Source organism: Paenibacillus sp. sg306046 (assembly GCF_059821225.1).
This window is the reverse complement of sequence record NZ_JCAMRT010000038.1, coordinates 1-17530: the sequence shown is the minus strand read 5'-3', so window position 1 is coordinate 17530 and position 17530 is coordinate 1. Positions and strand designations below refer to the sequence as shown.

Annotated in this window: 14 protein-coding genes; 1 reads left to right on the top strand and 13 read right to left on the bottom strand. The window is 58.9% G+C overall.

Translation table 11 applies throughout. The annotated features are described in order from the left end of the window. Positions 1-3: 3 nt before the first annotated feature. The 13 genes from murB to AC6ROY_RS24060 form a co-directional block, all read right to left on the bottom strand. Positions 4-909: a UDP-N-acetylmuramate dehydrogenase gene (gene murB, locus AC6ROY_RS24120; protein WP_500103112.1), complete on the bottom strand. Its 906-nt coding sequence runs from the start codon at positions 907-909 to the stop codon at positions 4-6. Positions 910-1106: 197 nt separating this feature from the next. Beyond that, complete coding sequence (murG, locus tag AC6ROY_RS24115) at positions 1107-2180, bottom strand: undecaprenyldiphospho-muramoylpentapeptide beta-N-acetylglucosaminyltransferase (RefSeq protein WP_500103111.1); 1074 nt, start codon at positions 2178-2180, stop codon at positions 1107-1109. A gap of 8 nt (positions 2181-2188) precedes the next feature. Beyond that, positions 2189-3286, bottom strand: coding sequence for a stage V sporulation protein E (spoVE, locus tag AC6ROY_RS24110; RefSeq protein WP_500103110.1), 1098 nt, complete (start codon positions 3284-3286; stop codon positions 2189-2191). Positions 3287-3375: 89 nt separating this feature from the next. Further along, on the bottom strand, positions 3376-4809 hold the full coding sequence (gene murD / locus AC6ROY_RS24105) for a UDP-N-acetylmuramoyl-L-alanine--D-glutamate ligase (RefSeq protein ID WP_500103109.1): 1434 nt from the start codon (positions 4807-4809) through the stop codon (positions 3376-3378). 2 nt (positions 4810-4811) lie between these two features. Continuing rightward, a complete protein-coding gene (mraY, locus tag AC6ROY_RS24100; protein ID WP_500103108.1) occupies positions 4812-5774 on the bottom strand; it encodes a phospho-N-acetylmuramoyl-pentapeptide-transferase in 963 nt (320 codons plus the stop codon). Positions 5775-5778: 4 nt separating this feature from the next. Next, positions 5779-7191, bottom strand: coding sequence for a UDP-N-acetylmuramoyl-tripeptide--D-alanyl-D-alanine ligase (locus AC6ROY_RS24095; RefSeq protein ID WP_500103107.1), 1413 nt, complete (start codon positions 7189-7191; stop codon positions 5779-5781). After that, positions 7188-8681: a UDP-N-acetylmuramoyl-L-alanyl-D-glutamate--2,6-diaminopimelate ligase gene (locus AC6ROY_RS24090; protein WP_500103106.1), complete on the bottom strand. Its 1494-nt coding sequence runs from the start codon at positions 8679-8681 to the stop codon at positions 7188-7190. Before AC6ROY_RS24090 ends, AC6ROY_RS24095 begins: the two co-directional genes overlap by 4 nt. Before the next feature lie 83 nt (positions 8682-8764). After that, on the bottom strand, positions 8765-10774 hold the full coding sequence (locus AC6ROY_RS24085) for a stage V sporulation protein D (RefSeq protein WP_500103105.1): 2010 nt from the start codon (positions 10772-10774) through the stop codon (positions 8765-8767). 328 nt (positions 10775-11102) lie between these two features. Then, complete coding sequence (locus tag AC6ROY_RS24080) at positions 11103-13502, bottom strand: penicillin-binding transpeptidase domain-containing protein (protein WP_500103104.1); 2400 nt, start codon at positions 13500-13502, stop codon at positions 11103-11105. A gap of 25 nt (positions 13503-13527) precedes the next feature. Next, positions 13528-13962 (bottom strand): cell division protein FtsL, encoded by a 435-nt coding sequence (locus AC6ROY_RS24075; RefSeq protein WP_500103103.1) that lies wholly within the window; start codon positions 13960-13962, stop codon positions 13528-13530. Between the two features lie 67 nt (positions 13963-14029). Next, on the bottom strand, positions 14030-14995 hold the full coding sequence (gene rsmH, locus AC6ROY_RS24070; RefSeq protein WP_500103102.1) for a 16S rRNA (cytosine(1402)-N(4))-methyltransferase RsmH: 966 nt from the start codon (positions 14993-14995) through the stop codon (positions 14030-14032). Positions 14996-15028: 33 nt separating this feature from the next. Further along, positions 15029-15466: a division/cell wall cluster transcriptional repressor MraZ gene (gene mraZ / locus AC6ROY_RS24065; protein ID WP_500103120.1), complete on the bottom strand. Its 438-nt coding sequence runs from the start codon at positions 15464-15466 to the stop codon at positions 15029-15031. Positions 15467-15625: 159 nt separating this feature from the next. Further along, entirely contained in the window at positions 15626-16699 is a 1074-nt protein-coding gene (locus AC6ROY_RS24060) for a DUF4349 domain-containing protein (RefSeq protein ID WP_500103101.1), read from the bottom strand. Between the two features lie 335 nt (positions 16700-17034). On the opposite strand from AC6ROY_RS24060, the gene AC6ROY_RS24055 reads away from it, so the two are divergent. Then, entirely contained in the window at positions 17035-17421 is a 387-nt protein-coding gene (locus AC6ROY_RS24055; RefSeq protein WP_500103100.1) for a hypothetical protein, read from the top strand. The last annotated feature ends 109 nt before the right edge of the window (positions 17422-17530 follow it).

Below are 17530 nucleotides of genomic sequence, written 5' to 3'. Positions count from 1 at the left end.
GATTTACCGCTCACCGACCACCAATACTTCGGGTACGAGCTTAACTGCGAATCGGGCATGGACTTCTGCTATGATTTGTTCGATCAGGGTGAGCACGTCATGGGCTGTCGCTTGCCCGGTGTTAACGATGAAGTTGGCATGCAGCGGAGAAACCTGGGCGCCGCCGACGGTCAGGCCCTTCAAGCCTGCCTCCTCGATCAGCCTGGCCGCATGATGGCCTTCCGGATTGCGGAAGACGCTGCCTGCGCAGGCGAGCTGCAGCGGCTGTGTGCGCAGCCGGCGATCCTTGTTGGCCGCCAGCGCGGCGGCGATTTCCTTGCGGTCGCCGGCCTGCAGCCTGAACTGGGCTTCGGTGACGATGCCCGGATTCGCCTGCAGCACGGAATGCCTGTAGCCGTAACCCAAGTCTTCGTTCCGCAGCGTAACCAACTCCCCGGTCGGGAGCAGCACTTCTGCCCGCTGTAAAATGCGTGACACATCCGAGCCATGCGCCCCGGCGTTCATGTAGACGGCCCCTCCCACGGTTCCCGGTATGCCTCCGGCGAACTCAAGTCCGGTCAAGCCTTCCTTGCCGGCCATCACCGAAAGTTTAATGAACGAGTACGCGCCGCCCGCAATCATCGTCGACTCTTCGATCCGCAGCGTGTTCAGCGCATCGCCGAGCTTGATGACGACGCCGCGGATACCTTTGTCCGAGACGAGCATGTTGGAACCGCGACCGATGACCGTCCAGGGCACTCCGCTCACATGCAGCAGCTGCACGGCCCGAACCAACTGCTCCTTGTTCGCAGGCGTCAGCAGGCAATCGGCGGGACCGCCGATTTTCCAGGTCGTGTAGGGCGCAAGCGGCTCCTGAAGCCTGACCATTCCGAACGATCCGTTCAGCAATTCCGATATGACTTGTTGCATGGGATCAACCTCCTTCACAGAACGCCCGGGCGCATAGAGCGGCGCTGGCTGCCGTTCATCCGTAGCGGCCGGCGGCGCACCCGCCTGCAAGCCTCCGTACCGGATTTTGCCATCGGCCGCCTCGCCGGGTGTCTGTCACGGTTATAGTGTAGTTTATGTGACTTGCTGCAGAGTGTGACAATCGCCCATCCGCAAAATTAGTCGCGGGAAAGCTTGAATTGCTCGATGAGCGCAACGATGGCCTCCGTCCCGTTGCCATATGGATTCGCATCCATCCGCTGCTTCATCGCCGCTTCGTCCGTCTCCAGCGCAGCGAGGCCGGCGGTTAAAGCGTCCGGCGTCAGCTCCTCCTCCTGCAGCACGCGGGCGTAGCCCTGCCGCTCGAACGACGCCGCATTCAAAATTTGATCGCCCCGGCTCGCCTGGCGCGACAGTGGAATCAGCAGCATCGGCTTGCGCAGCGCCAAAAACTCAAAAATCGAGGTCGAGCCCGCCCGGGAAACGACCAGATCGGCGCAGGCCAGCAAGTCCGGCAGCTCATCCTTGACATACTCGAACTGCCGATAGCCGCGAACGCCCTCCAGGGAAGCGTCCTTATGCCCTTTGCCGCAAATATGAATCAGCTGATACCGCTGCAGCAGCGTATCCAGCGCAGCGCGAACCGCCTGGTTGATCCGCTGCGCGCCGAGACTGCCGCCCATCACAAGCAGCACCGGCTTTTGCGAATGAAAGTCGCACAACGCGATGCCGCGAGCCGACTTGCCGCGCAAAATTTGTTCACGGATCGGCAGGCCCGTGCAAACTCCCTTGCCGCCGCGCACATGGGGCAGCGTCTCCGGAAAGGTCACGCAAATCCGCGAAACAAACGGCATCGACAGCCGATTCGCCAGCCCGGGGGTCAGATCGGATTCATGTGAAATGACCGGGATGCCGAGCATGCGGCTGGCGACGATCACCGGCACGGTCACGAAGCCGCCCTTGGAAAACACGATATGCGGCCGGATTCGGCGCAGCAGCCCGTAGGCTTGACCGACGCCCTGCAGCACGCGGAACGGGTCCTTTACGTTTTTCAAATCGAAATACCGCCGCAGCTTGCCGGAGGCAATCGGGTGGTAAGGGATGCGTTCATGATTAATGATATCGCGTTCAATGCCGTCGTGCGAGCCGATGTAGGCCATCTCCCATCCGCGCTCCGCCAGCACCGGCATGATCGCCAGATTGGGTGTGACATGACCGGCGGTCCCCCCGCCGGTGAAAACAATTTTGGACATAGCTCAGGTCACCTCGAATAGCGGGAAATATTAAGCAGCACGCCGATGGAGGTCAGCATAAGTGTAAGCGACGAGCCGCCTGCGCTGATCAGCGGCAGCGTAATGCCCGTTACCGGAAACATGCCGATCACAACGCCGATGTTGATGACGACCTGAACGGCAATCATGCCGACGATCCCGGTAGCCAGCAAGCTGCCGAAGGCGTCAGGCGCTGTAATGGCCGTACGCATGCCTCGCCAGACAAGCACCATAAACAGCAGCAGTACGCAAGAGCCGCCAATAAAGCCAAGCTCCTCGGCGATAATCGAAAAAATAAAGTCCGTTTGCGGCTCCGGCAAATAGCTGTACTTCTGACGGCTCATGCCCAGACCCAGTCCGACCAGACCGCCCGGCCCGATGGCATACAGCGACTGAATGGACTGGTATCCGGCGCCAAGCGGGTCCTGCCACGGGTCGAGAAACGCGGTGATCCGCTTCAAGCGATACGGCGCAGCGGCGATCAGCGCGACAAATCCCGCTACCCCGACCAGGCCCAGATAAGACAGATGGCGCAGCCGCGCCCCCGCCGCATAAATAATAAGCAGCGACGCGCCGACCAGCACCGCGCCCGTGCCAAGATCCGGCTGCAGCATAATGAAGCCGAAGGCAAGCCCGACCAGACCGAGCGGCGGCAGCAGCCCTTTCGTAAACCGGGTAATCGGATGCTGCTGGCTGGACAGCCAAAGCGACAAAAACATAATCATGCCCATTTTCATAAATTCAGACGGCTGAATGCCGAAGGAGCCGATGCCCAGCCAGCTCCGCGCGCCTCCGCGCACAACGCCGATCCCCGGCACCAGCACGGCAAGCAGCAGCACGAAGCAGACGATTAGCGCGGGCTTCGCATATTTGCGCCAGACGGCGTAATCCATATTCATCGTAAACAGCATGGCAACGACGCCAAGGGCTGCGAACAGCGCCTGGCGCTTCAAGTAATAAAAGGCATCGCCGAATTCGCGAAATGCCAGCACGGCGCTGGCGCTATACACCATCACCACGCCGATAACGAGCAGCAGCAGCGTAGAACCGAGCAAATACAGATCCGGGGCCGACCGTGGTTTGACCATGACCTCACACCTCTAACCTGGTTAAATTAGGAGGCGGCGGCCAAGCAGCGGGCCATGGCTTGCGGCGGCCGCGCATCACCCGGAGCTTGTCACTCTCCTGTTTTAAGGTTATGCACGGACTGCTTAAACATGCGTCCCCGCTCCTCATAGGACGGAAACATGTCCCAGCTGGCGCACGCGGGCGACAACAGCACGACGTCGCCCGGCTTGGCGAAAGCCAGCGCTTCACGCACCGCTTCGTTTACCGTATCCTGCACTTGCTTAGCAGTATCGACGGTTTTGACGCGGCTCATGCCTGCCTGTCTGGCGACACGGACGATTTTCTCCCCCGTTTCGCCCAGTGCGACCAGCCCTTTCACCTGACGGCCGAACACCGGCAGCAGCTCCATATAATCGGAGCCGCGGTCCAGCCCTCCGGCCACCAGCACGATGTCGCGGTCGAAGGATTCGATCGTTTTGATCGTAGCGGTCGGATTCGTCGCCTTCGAATCGTTGTAGAAGAGCACGCCCTGCCGGGTCGCCACGTATTCCAGCCGATGCTCAACTCCCCGGAACTCGCGCAGCACGCGGGCGATGACAGCCGGCTCCACGCCAGAAGCAATCGCGATCGCGCTGGCAGCCAGCGCATTCTCCACATTGTGGCTGCCGGGTATGCCGAGCTCGTCATGCGGCAGGATGTCATGCTCTGCGCCCGACGCATCGCGGTACACCAGCATCGAGGCATGTCCGGCTTGCTTCGCCAGCGCCAGCGGCGGCTTGGCGTACAAGCCAACCTCCAGCTCCTCGCGTACGGAGAAGGGCAGCACGCGGGAGCGAACCTGCTCCGCAGTCGCCCGGCACCACGGGTCATCCCAGTTCAGCACAGCCGTATCCTCCGCTTGCTGGCTCGCGAACAGCTTTTGCTTCGAATGGATATAGTCGTCCATCGTGCCATGGTAGTCGAGATGAGTTTCATACACGTTCAGCAGACACGCAATAGTTGGCCGGAACGTCTTCGTGCCCTTCAGCTGAAAGCTGCTCAGCTCGACGACCATCCGGTTCTCTGCCGTCGCCTCCAGCGCGGCTTCTGTCAAAGCGCGGCCGATATTGCCTGCGACAATCGGATGCTGCCCGGCCGCCTCCAGCATCAGACCGGTCCACGTCGTCGTTGTCGTCTTGCCGTTGGAGCCGGTAATGCCGATGATCGGGGCCTTGCACAGCCAGCCTGCCACCTCGACCTCTGTGACCGTCTCGATGCCCAGCTCGGCAGCGCGGCGCAGCGGCTCAACGCTATAGGGGATGCCAGGGTTTTTCACCACCAGCGCTACGCCGTCATGAATCAGTCCGGCGGGGTGACTGCCGCAAACAACAGAAATACCCAGAGCCTCCAGTTCGTCGGCCTCCGGGCATAGGTCGCGTTCTTTCTTATCGTTAACCGTTACGTGCGCGCCCGCCTCATGAAACCAGCGGGCGACCGCTACGCCGCTGCGCGCCAGGCCGAGTACGACGACCTGGCGGCCGCGATAGGCAGCAGGATGCTCCATCCTTACAACACCTCATTAATATAGAGTGCGATACCCGCCAAAATCAGTCCGGCCGTCCAGAACGAAACAACGACCCGCCACTCGGACCAGCCGCTCAGCTCGAAGTGATGATGAATCGGGCTCATTTTAAATACACGTTTCCCGCGTGTTTTAAAGGAAATAACCTGAATGACAACCGACATAATTTCGACCAGAAACACGCCGCCGATCAGCGCCAGCAGCAGCTCCCCCTTCGTCAGCAGCGCCACGGCGACCAGGCCGCCGCCGATGCCCAGCGATCCCGTATCGCCCATAAACACCTTGGCCGGGTGCGCGTTAAACACCAGGAAGCCAAGCACTGCGCCCACCATCGCCGCCGAGAAAATCGCAATATTCGGCTGCGTGTTGTTTAAGGCGATAATGGCATACGCGCCAAACGCAATCGCGCTGGTACCCGCGAGCAAGCCGTCCAGACCGTCCGTAAAGTTGACCGCATTGGACGTGCCCAGCATCAGAAAGACGATAAACGGAAAATACAGCCAGCCCATGTCAAAGGACACATGGAAATAAGGCACGCGGATTTCGGTGCTGTGGTCGGAAATGACCAGCAACACGCATACAACTGCGGCCAGCAACAACTGTCCGACCAGCTTCTGCCGGGCGGTCAGCCCAAGCGACCGTTTGAACACAATCTTGATATAATCGTCCAGGAAGCCGATCAGCCCATAGCCGAGTGACGCAATCAGCAGGATGACCGTCTCCAAATTTTTCTCCCCAAAACGCAGCACAGCCAGCGCAAGCGCCAGCATAATAATAATACCGCCCATCGTGGGCGTGCCCGCCTTCTTCAAATGCCCCTGCGGCCCGTCCGTGCGGATCTGCTGGCCGAACTTGAGTCTCCGCAGCAGCGGTATGCCGAGCGGGCCCATAATCAGCGCCAGTAAAAACGATACCCCCAGCGTGATCATTACAATATTGAAATCCACCGGTTTACCCCCCCAATTGCCTGACAAAAGCGGCTACCTGCTCCATGCGCATGCCGCGTGAACCTTTGATCAGCACCACATCCTGTGGCGCCGCTACAGCGTGAAGCGCAAGCGCCAGCTGTTCTTTATCTGCAAAATGCTGCACGGCTCCTGCCGGAAACCGCTCCAGCGCCCCTTCCGCCAGATGAACGGACAGCGGCCCGAAGGCAAATACGCCCGCCACCTCGGCCGGGTCGAGAAACCGTCCGACCTCGCGGTGCAGCTCGGCTTCATCCGGTCCCAGCTCCAGCATGTCGCCCAGGCAGGCGAACTTGCGCCCGAACCCTTTCGCTTCATGCAGCAGCGTCAGCGCCGCCTGCATCGCGGTCGGACTGGCATTGTACGCGTCGTTCCAGAGCGTCAGCCCGCCCGGCAGCTGCTCCACCTCGATGCGCATGCCGGTTACTTTTACGGCGGCCAGACCGCTGGCAATCGCCGCATCGTCCAGCCCGAAGTGCCGTCCGACTGCATAGGCGGCCAGCGCATTCGTCACATTATGCGCACCGAGCAGCGGAATTTCAAAGGCTCGGCTGCCGTCCGGCTGCAGCACAAACTGCGAGCTGTTCCTATCCATGCTTATGCTTGTCGCGTACCAGTCATTCCCCGGCTGCGCGCCAAAGCGCACCCGGCAATAATCGCCCGGCGCGCGGACGCCGGATGACTCCAGCTCCGCCAGCGCCAGCTCCAGCAGCGGCTCATCGCCCTGGTACACAAGCGTACCGCCCGGCTGCAGGCCAGCCATCACTTCCGCCTTGGCGCGGGCGATTTCCATCCGGCTGCCAAGCTGCAGCAGATGCGCGTCGCCGATATTGGTAATGACCGCAATCTCCGGACCGGCCAGCCGCGACAGCAGCTCAATTTCGCCGCGTCCGCTCATGCCCATTTCCAGCACGGCAATTTCCGTATCCTCCGCCAGCTCCAGCAGCGTAAGCGGAAGACCGATATGATTGTTATAATTACCCCCGGTTTTGTGCACGCGAAACACGGTGGACAAGACGGACGCCGTCAAATCCTTCGTTGTCGTTTTGCCGTTGCTGCCGGTGATGCCGACGATGCGGACGGACAGCTCGTTTTTGTAGGCAACAGCCAGTCGCTGCAGCGCAGCCAAACAGTCATCCACGAGAATCAGCGGTTTGCCTGGCGGCAGCTCCGCCGTATGATCCTGCTGCCAGAAGGATGCGACCGCTCCGCCGGCAAAGGCCGCCTCGACAAACTTGTGTCCGTCAAAGGCATCTCCAATCAGCGGGACGTACAAATTGCCGGCGGATACTGTACGGGTATCCTTGGATACCCCTTTCACCCGCTGCTCTCCGGCAGCCGGATCGGTCAGCGTGCCGCCGGCCATTGCGGCTATTTCATGTAAAGTTCGCTCGATCACGGCAACTCGCCCCTTATCGCTTGTTTGGCGACCAGCCGGTCGTCAAACGGATGTTTGACGCCGTTGATCTCCTGATACGTTTCATGCCCTTTGCCGGCAATCAGCACCACATCGTGCGCAGCAGCCCGCTCCATCGCCCGACGGATCGCCTCGCGCCGGTCGGCGACCAGCTCATAGCGGTCTGCTGACGCTCCCGCCGCCACCAGTCCAGGCTCGATATCGCGCAAAATCGCGTCTGGCTGCTCTGTGCGCGGGTTGTCGCTGGTCACGTACACGTAATCGCTGTAGGCTGCAGCCAGCGCCCCCATAACCGGGCGTTTCGTCCGATCCCGGTCGCCTCCGCAGCCAAACACACAGATGACGCGCCCTGCGGCAAAGTCGCGAATCGTGGATAACGCCTTTTCCAAACCGTCCGGCGTATGCGCGTAATCAACCAGCACCAGATAAGGCTGACCGGCGCTGACGACCTCCATCCGGCCCTCCACCGACGTAAGCCGTCCCAGGCTGGCCGCGATCTGCTCCAGCTCCAATCCTTCGGCCAGCGCGGCAGCGACGGCCGCCAGCACATTGTACACATTAAACAGCCCGACCAGTCGAACGTCCAGCTCAGCCGTTCCCCGGAACGTCACACAGCGGAAGCGCGTCCCTTGCCCGGTCATCACAATGTCCTCCGCCCGCACATCCGCGCTCCGGTCATGCACCGCATAAGTAATCGTCTGGGCTGCTGTCGCTTGCCCAAGCAGCTTCGACGCCGGATCGTCGGCATTCAGCACGGCGAACTGCGCCTCGGCCGGGTCGCTCGCATATTCATTGCCGAGACGGGAAAACAGCAAACTTTTCGCTTCGCGATAGTGGTCCATCGTGCCATGATAATCGAGATGATCCTGGGTCAGGTTCGTGAAAATCGCGGTCCGAAACCGGCAGCCCTTCACCCGCCCCATCGCAAGTCCATGGGAGGATACTTCCATCAGCGTGTAATCTGTGCCGACATCGGCCATCTCGCGCAAAATGCGCTGCAGCTCCAGCGCCTCCTGCGTGTTGGTCGCGCGGTTCTCGCGGTAGTCGGCGCCAACCTTAATATGAATATTGCCCATCAGCCCGGTCCGATGCCCCTGGTCGTTGAATAAATGCTCCAATATATAGGTCGTCGTCGTTTTCCCGTTCGTACCGGTGACGCCGATCAGCTTCAGCTCCCGGCTCGGATGACGGAAAAAGACGCTCGCCAGCTGTGCGGCGGCGCTTCGCGCATCGTTCACGAGCAGCACCGGCACGCCAAGCTGCAGCTCGCGCTCTGCGACAAGCGCAACCGCTCCGCGTTCAACGGCGGCAGCAGCATGCTCATGCCCGTCACTGGTCAGTCCGCGTATACAAATAAAAACGTCCCCCGCCTTCACCCGACGGGAATCGGTCGCAAGACCCGTCATCTCCTGCTCGCCATCGCCGATCAGCCGGCTGACGAGAAGCGGGGTAAACAGTTCCTTGAGCCGCATGGAGCGTTCCCCCTCCGTTTTACACATGGTATCTATTATGTACAAAAAATAGCGCGCTGAAAAGCCTAATTTTCATCGGGTGCTCAAGATCGCCGAAAAATATGCAGCACTCTGTCCCAAAACGACGGCTCGCGGACGGCCGGCTGTACAACAGTCGGGGCAGGCCCGCCCTGCGTACCCGTGTCCGACAAGTAAATTCGGATCGTCGAGCCTTGCTCCACGCGCGCTCCCGCCTTGGGCACCTGGCTGATGACCGTTTTCCCGACGCCCGATTTCGCCAGCTGGAAATTCATGTTCAAATCCTCGTAAATATCGGTTACCGTGCGACCGACCAGATCAGGCACAGCCACAATCGGCGTATCGCCGTACACATACTTGCGGTCCAGCTGATCCTGACGGGGCGGCACCTGCATATAACGCAGCGTATCGGCCATCATGTTTTTGACCAGCGGAGCGGCGATCAGACCGCCGAACTGTATCCCCTGCGGATCATCAACCGCCGCATAAATGACGACCTTCGGATCATCCGCCGGAGCGAAGCCGATAAACGAGACGATATGCTCGTCGGACGAGTAACGGCCGTTGATCACCTTCTGCGCGGTACCCGTTTTGCCGCCGACACGGTAGCCGTCGATAAACGCGTTGCGGCCCGTTCCGTTGGCGACGACGCTCTCCAGCGTCTGCCGGACCTGCTTCGACGTTTCCTCCGAAATGACTTGACGGACAAGCGTCGGCTCGATCTGCTGCACCAGCTCGCCGCTTTCCGGCTTATACCACGCTCTGGCGACATGCGGCTGATACAGCTTGCCGCCGTTAATCGCCGCCGAAATCGCCGCCACCTGCTGAATCGGCGTTACGGACACCCCTTGGCCAAACGAAGTTGTCGCCAATTCGACCGGTCCGACACGCGACGGCTTAAACATGATGCCGTTTTCCTCGCCGCCGAGATCAATGCCTGTCTTCTTGCCGAAGCCGAAGTTTTGAATGTAGCTGAACAGCTTCTCCTTGCCCAGCCGCTCGCCCATCACAACAAAGCCAGGGTTGCAGGAGTTTTCAACGACCTGCAGAAACGTTTCGCTGCCATGCCCCTGCCGCTTCCAGCAGCGCAGCCGGGCGCCGGCTACTTCAATCGAACCGCTATCGTAGAACGGATCGGTCAGCTTGATTTTATTTTCCTGCAGGGCAGCCGCCAGCGTAATAATCTTGAAGGTCGAGCCCGGCTCATAAGTCATCCAGATCGGCAAATTACGATTGTAATTTTCGACCGGATAAGCGCCGTAATTGCCCGGTTCAAAGCCGGGACGGGAGCCCATCGCCAAAATTTCACCGTTATTCGGGTCCATCGCAATTGCAACCACATGCTTGGGCTGGTATTTGACCATCGCCTGGTCCAGCTCACGCTCCATAATCGCCTGAATGTTGCTGTCGATCGTCAGCTGCAGGTTCAGCCCGTCCTGCGGCTGGCTGTACAGCTCGCTGGAGCCGGGCATCGGCTTGCCTGCCGCATCCACCATATGCTGAATGCTGCCGTTGATGCCCTTGAGCAGCTTGTCATATCTCAGCTCTATGCCTGTCAGCCCTTGATTGTAGCCGCCGGTAAAGCCAAGAATATGCGCCGCCAGTCCTCCGAACGGATAATACCGCTTGTTGTCCTCGGCCACCACGATGCCCGGAAGCTGCAAGCTGCGGATTTCCTGCGCTTTCTCCTGCGTAATTTTACGTCCGCCCGGCTTGATGTACACTTGCGACTGACGGACCGTAATTTGCCCCAGCACCGTCTCGGCCTCGACGCCTAACGCAGCCGCCAGCTTTGCAGCCGTTGTCTGCGGGTCCTTGATCTGCACCGGAATAGCCATTACCGTCGGCGTGCTCATATTGTAAGCGAGCTGCACGCCGTTGCGGTCCAGCACCTCTCCGCGCTTGGCCGTCACTTCAATATTGCGCCGCCAGTTATCCTCCGCAGCCTGGGAAAGCTTCGGCCCCAGCCAAATTTGCACATACGCGAGCCGCGTCACCAGAGCGATGAACAGAATCGTTCCGATGATCAGTGCGGCAAATAAGCGGCGGCGAACCGTTACATTCGATGCTTTCATGCCCGCTCCGTCCCCTCTGAACAAGAATGGTTTCCTAACATCCCTATTCAGGACAACCCGGGGTTAGAACAAGNTTACATTCGATGCTTTCATGCCCGCTCCGTCCCCTCTGAACAAGAATGGTTTCCTAACATCCCTATTCAGGACAACCCGGGGTTAGAACAAGCTAGGGCGTGTCTCAAAAATCGCTGAAGTGCATCTTTTACCGCCTTTTCGCCCCCTGCCGCGTCACTTTCCCTTGACGTGCCTCGGCACGCCTGCGGAAAACTTCCTTGCTTGGAACGAAAATTCGGCAAAATCTGCTGCCTTCAGCGTTTTCAGACACGCCCTATCGGCTTGTCTCGGTTTCCTTGGCGGCGGCGGCTCCGGCTCCTGGCTTCGCACCAGACCCGGAGGGCGCAGCGGTTTGCGCTTTGGATTCGGCGTTCTGCTCAGCCTCAGACTTTGTCGACGCCGCCTTCTCGTCTTTCTTGCCTGCATCTGCCGGGCTGTTCAGCTCATTATAAGGACGGAGCGTCAAGCTCAGCACCCGGCTGCCGCCTTCGCCGCTAACCGACTGGTCCGCCACATACCCTTCACCGTTCGACTGACAGCGGATGGAAAGCAGCGAGCAAATTTCCAGCGCATCCCGCAGCGACTTGCCCTTCATATTCGGCACAGCTACCTGGTCCGCCGGCTCCATCAACACGTACACGCGCTGCGCCGTTCCGATTTCGGAATCAGCAGCCGGATTTTGCGCCAGCACGCTGCTGCCTTTGCCAAGCGGCTCCACGCTGATGCCAAGCTTGTTCATCTGGCCCTTCGCCTGATCGAGGCTCAAACCGTTCAAATCCGGAATTTTCGTTTTCTCAAGCGACGGGGTCACCCTCGACTGAGCCGCTACCGATGGAGCTATCCCCATATAGCGGAGCGATTGGGAGACAATCTCGCGAAATGCAGGAGCGGCCACCTCGCCGCCGCGATGGTAATCGCCGCCCAGGTCCGGCTCGTCGGCCACAATTGCGACAAGAATGCGCGGATTTTCCAGCGGCGCGTAGCCGATAAAGGAAATGACCCATTTGCCCTCAGCGTACCCTTTTTCGCCTGGAAGTACTTTGTTGGCGGTACCTGTCTTGCCTGCAATGCGGTATCCTTCGATGTAAGCGTTCCGGCCCGTTCCCATCGTCTGATCGGAGACGACCTGCTCCAAATATTCGCCCACCTGCCGGGACGTTTCCTCCGAGATGACCTGACGAATCACCTGCGGGTCTACATGTTTGACGATTTCTCCGGTATCCGCGTTGCTGATTTCCTTGACCAAATACGGCTTCATCAGCTTGCCGCCATTAGCAACCGCCGCATAGGCAGCTGTTTGCTGGAGCAAGGTTGCCGTCAACCCTTGGCCGTACGTAGCGGTCGCAAAGTCAACCGGCGATTGCATGTTCACAATCCCCTTGACCTCGCCCGGTATATCAATTCCCGTTCTCGCGCCGAAGCCGAACTTCTCGATGTACTCCTTAAACTTCGGAATGCCCAGCTTCTCGTAACCGAGCTTTACAAAAGCTACGTTACTGGAGCGCTTCAAGCCTTCCATGTACGAGATCGTGCCCCAGCCTACTGTATTATGGTCATGCAGCCTGCGGTCATAAATTTTGATCGAGCCTGAAGGAAAACGGTCATTCGGGTTAAAAATGCCTTCCTCTACCGTAGCGGCCAGCGTAACGAGCTTGAACGTGGAGCCCGGCTCATATTGGGAAGCAATCGCATGATTCATAAAATTGCGGGTGTCCTTCGTCTCCCAATATTTATTCGGATTAAAGGTCGGCGCATTGGCCATACCCAAAATTTCCATCGTTTGCGGGTCAACCGCAATCGCGGTCATACTTTTCGGCTTAAATTTGTTGTACATGGTTTCGATCGCGCTTTCCATGTAAAATTGGATATTTTTGTCAACTGTCAATTTGACATTGCTGCCATTTACCGCCGGTGTATACCGGTTTTTCGGATCGGGCAGTCCGACACCCCTGGGCGCCTTCTCATAATAAAGCGCTCCCGGCTCGCCCTTGAGCACATCGTTAAGCGTCTGCTCCAGCCCCATCACGGGCTTGTTTTCCTTGTTTGTGTAACCGATCAAATGCGCGGCCAGCTTCTCGCCGGGGTAAAACCGCTTCTTCTCCGGCAGCAGCAATATGCCCGTATTGATGTTGTCCCGCGTTTCCTTCACATTCAACCGCTTCAGCTGCTGCCTCAGCTTCTCCTGCAGCTCGTCGCGCAGCTTCTTGACCTGATCGCTCGCAGTCGAGTCCATTTTCCAGCCCTCGTTGCCAAGCTCCACCTGCGACAGCAGCGCCGTGCCGTCATCACGCATGCGGCTTAGCCGGCTGCGAATCCGCTCTTCCATGGCCATGCGAGCGCCAGGGTCGTCCTCAGCTGGAACGAGGATCGCGGCGATCCCTTTCACAATCTCCTGCTCCAGCCCGTTATTGCGGATCGTCTGCGGCTCCAGCGCGATGGTGTACGCAGGGGCTTCCTCGGCAAGCAGCTTGCCGTTCCGGTCCGTGATCGCTCCGCGCACAGGCGGAATCGTTTTATCCAGCGCCCACTGTTCCTTCGCCTTGCTCAACAGGTTTTCCCCATGAACAAACTGCACGACCTGCACCCAGTACAATCTGCCTATCAGGACAGCAAAAAGGAGGGTAAATGCCCCCCCAATCAGCAGTGAACGCAATTTTACAGTTTTGGTCATCATTAATGTCCCCCCTTTCCCTCATGGATCAGGGCTGATCCTTCGTTTTCTTGGCTGCGGCTGTTGACTTTGTGTCCGGTGTTTTGGCAGCCGACTTGGTGGCCCCCGACTTCACCTGGTTCGGCTCGGCGGTATTGAAGCCCAGCTCGCGCGCCTGCTCCAGCATCCGGTGCGGCTCCAGCGCGGCCTCCAGCTTTTGCTTCAGCATGTTGTTCTCCGACTCCAGCTTGACGAGTTGCTGCTCAATCGTTTTGATCTGCGTGCTCATCTCATAAATTTGCGCATAACGGAAAATGATGATGCCCGCCACGATGACACATATGACAACCGTAAACAAATAGAGCAGCTTTTCCTGCAAAGGCAGCGTCTTGCGGCGGTACACCACCCGCTTCGTCTCCTGAACCTTGGCCTTCTGTTCCGTGCGTTGTTCTACGGCGAGATTCCCATGCATGTATGCCGGCAATGCGGTCTCCTCCTTCATGGATCAACTGTTTCCATCCTGTAATCCGGATGTTTGGCATGATGTTTGTTTAGTCTGACGGACTTGCGAGCTTCTCCGCAATCCGCAGCTTGGACGAGCGCGCGCGCGGATTCGCGCCCAGCTCCTCGTCGCCCGGCTCAATCGGCCTGCGGTTCACCAGCTTCAGCTGGCCCTGAGGATTGCAGATACATAGCGGAAAAGCTGGCGGACACGTGCATTTGGCTACATGACTGGCGAAAAATTGCTTGCAAATCCGATCCTCCAGCGAGTGGAACGTAATCACGGCGACGCGCCCCTCCGGAGCGAGGCAGCGAACGGACTGCTCCAGCGCATCCTCGAACGCGCCCAGCTCATCATTAACCGCGATCCGCAGCGCCTGGAAGCTGCGCTTGGCCGGATGCGGTCCCGTCCGCCGGGCAGCGGCCGGAATGCCTTCCTTGATCAGCTCTACCAGCTGTCCCGTTGACTCAATCGGCGCGACGCTGCGAGCAGCGACGATCCGGGCGGCGATGCGGCGTGAAAACTTCTCCTCGCCGTATTCGAAAAGGATATCCGCCAGCTCCTTCTCCGACCATTCGTTCACAATATCCTTGGCTGTCAGCGGCGCTGTCTGGTCCATCCGCATGTCGAGCTCCGCGTCGTAGTTGTAGCTGAAGCCGCGATCCGCTTCGTCCAGCTGCGGCGACGATACGCCGAGGTCAAACAAAATACCGTTGACTTGCGGCTTCCCCCCGCGGCATGCCTGCGGAATGTTCGCCAGCTCGCGCTCCAGATGACGGAAGTTGCTGCGCACCAGCTTGACGCGATCCCACACGCCCGACAATCGCTCTCTGGCGTTGGCCAGCGCGGCATCGTCCTGATCAAATGCAATCAGCAAGCCTTCCGGCCCGAGCCGCGAAGCAATTTCCAGACTATGCCCGGCGCCGCCAAGCGTACAATCGACATAAATCCCATCCGGCTGAATATGTAAACCTTCCACCGCTTCTTGTTTAAGTACAGTCACGTGATGAAACACGGCTTCATCCTCCTACATCGGCTTGCTGCCGGGTTAAAAATCAAAATTGAAGTCAACGAGCTTCTCCGCTATTTCCGCGAATGAGTCTTCAGATTGCTGGAAATAGCTTTCCCAGATCGTCTTGCTCCAAATCTCCACCCGATTGGAAACGCCGATGACGACACAATCCTTTTCGAGCTTGGCGTGAGATACAAGCATACCCGGCAGATTGATCCGCCCCTGCTTGTCCAGCTCGCACTCGGTTGCGCCAGAAAAGAAAAAACGCGTAAAAGCGCGGGCATCCGATTTCATCAGAGGCAGCGCTTTTAGCTTTTGCTCCAAGACCGACCATTCCTGCATAGGGTATACGAACAAACAAGACTCCAGACCGCGGGTGACAATGAACGATGCTCCGAGGGCTTCGCGAAACTTAGCCGGAATGATCATTCGGCCTTTTTCGTCGATCGTATGCTGATATTCCCCCAAAAACACCATTCATCACCCCCTTTTTACCCACTTTACCCCACTTCACACCACCTGTACAGGTACTATTCGCCCAAATCAAAGAAAATCCTGCTTCTTCGGATGAAGAAACAGGATTTTTTGCGCGATGTGATGCCGCTTTGTTCCGTTTTCAGCCAATTTCGCCGATTAAGAGCGGTCCGAATCATGCAGACTGTCCTTACCGGCCAGCAGACGGTTGTCGTCCAAACGCTGCTTGCGCTGCTCGGCCAGCTTCACTTTGCGCGTGCGCCTGACCCACCAGACCGGAGCCGCGATCAGCGCCAGAAGTATGAGCACCGGCAGCGCGCCAGCCGCGAGGACAACCAAGCCCTGCAGGAGCCAGCCGAGCACCGCCATGGAGCTGTCCAGCGCCGCTCCGGCGCGCTTCATCAACGGCCCGCGTTCAGCCGCGCTTGCCCCGAGCTGCTCCGCCGAAGCGATTTTCTGCACGAGATGCAGCTCAATCGTAGAAAAAGCAACATGCTGCTCCAGATACCGCATCCGTCCCTTAATTCGTTCGATATCCTCCTGTACCTTGCCAAGCTCCGTGGAAAACGAAAGCAGCTCATCCGTCTTCGTCGCTTTCTCCATAAAGGCGACCAGCCGGCTCTCCATCAGCTCCTTCGCTTTCAGCCGGGCGGCAAGATCGACGTATTCCTCGGTCACGTCCTGCCCTTCCATCGACTTGCGAAGTCCCGGATTCATCGTTTCCAGCTGGCTGATGAAGGAATCAAAGCCGACCGCAGGCACCTTGATCACAAAAGAACCGCTTTTTTGCGCAGTTGACGCGCTTTCATTGAACTGCAGCACATAACCTCCCGCGTTGCGCACCGCTTGCTGGACAAGCGCTTCAGTATCCTCGTAGCTGTCCACCTGCATCGTTACATTGGCGCTGTAAATGATTTTGCGGCTGCTCGGCTCCTGAGGCGCAGCCGTGCCGGCTGCTACGGCGCCCGCCCCTTTTCCTTGCCCGGCTGCCGTTTCCTGCGGCCCAGCGGCCTTGTCTGCGGAGGCTGCACCTTCAGCGGCTTGGTTCATTGCGCCGACCGACTGCACTTCGGCCATTTCGCGATTCGCTTGCGTGCTTCCAGCCTTGGCCATCGGGCTGTCGCTGCTGCTGCAGCCTGCCAGCAGCAGCAGGGTCAGCACTGCTGCCAGCACCAGCTTTCTCGCGCCTTCGGGCAGCGACCCTGGCGCGCCGCTGCCCGCCCATTTGGACACGCCGCGCCTTTTTCCTGCCCCCCTCCATGTACTCCCCGTACCTGAAGCGCCCTCCATAGAAGCTGACTTGCGCCAAACGTCCTCCCTTCTGCTGCCTGCCGCATCCGAACATCTGTGTCTGTCTCGTTCTGAACGTGCTGTAGACATGAACATTCCCCCTTAGCCTGAGCTGCGTCAGAGCTGTTGTGTCAACTTGACATCGACACAGCCGCCTGTGCCCTTAACAACGGCTGAAGCAGGAAAATTGTTGCAGCAGGCTGCCAAGCTTCCTTTCACGTCAACTTATGTTATAATTTTACTGGTTACTTTCGCAATCGGCAGGAGGACTTCTTACGATGATAAATGCACAGCGAGGGGTCGTCGTCGCTTTATTCGCAGCCTGTATAGTCGTTCTGTTTCTAGGCAACCGCCACTGGGAGCAATCTATCCGGCTGCAGGGCAGCAAGCCGACCGAAGCCCCTTACGAATCGCCGGGCGCCGGACCGACAGCCGTCTCACAGCCAAGTCCAGACGCTGCCGGTCCGCCGATCCCGGCCGGAGACAGCCAGCAGCCGCCCGCTGCCGAGACTTCGAGCATCCCGGGCACGGCCTCACCGGCCAAATCGGCCTCGGCCGCGAAAACAACCCCGGCTACGACACCGAAGCCCGGGGCCGCAGAGAAAAAAGACAACGCCGCCGTCAAACCAGGGGCGACCATTACCCGCTCCGTCTACCAGCGGTAGACATGCAAGCCTGCAAAAAAGCCTCAACCCACATACTGGGACTGACCCCCGTTTATGAGACAGGGATCAAAACACCTTGCAAGTTTAAGCAGCCAGTCGCCGGAAATTG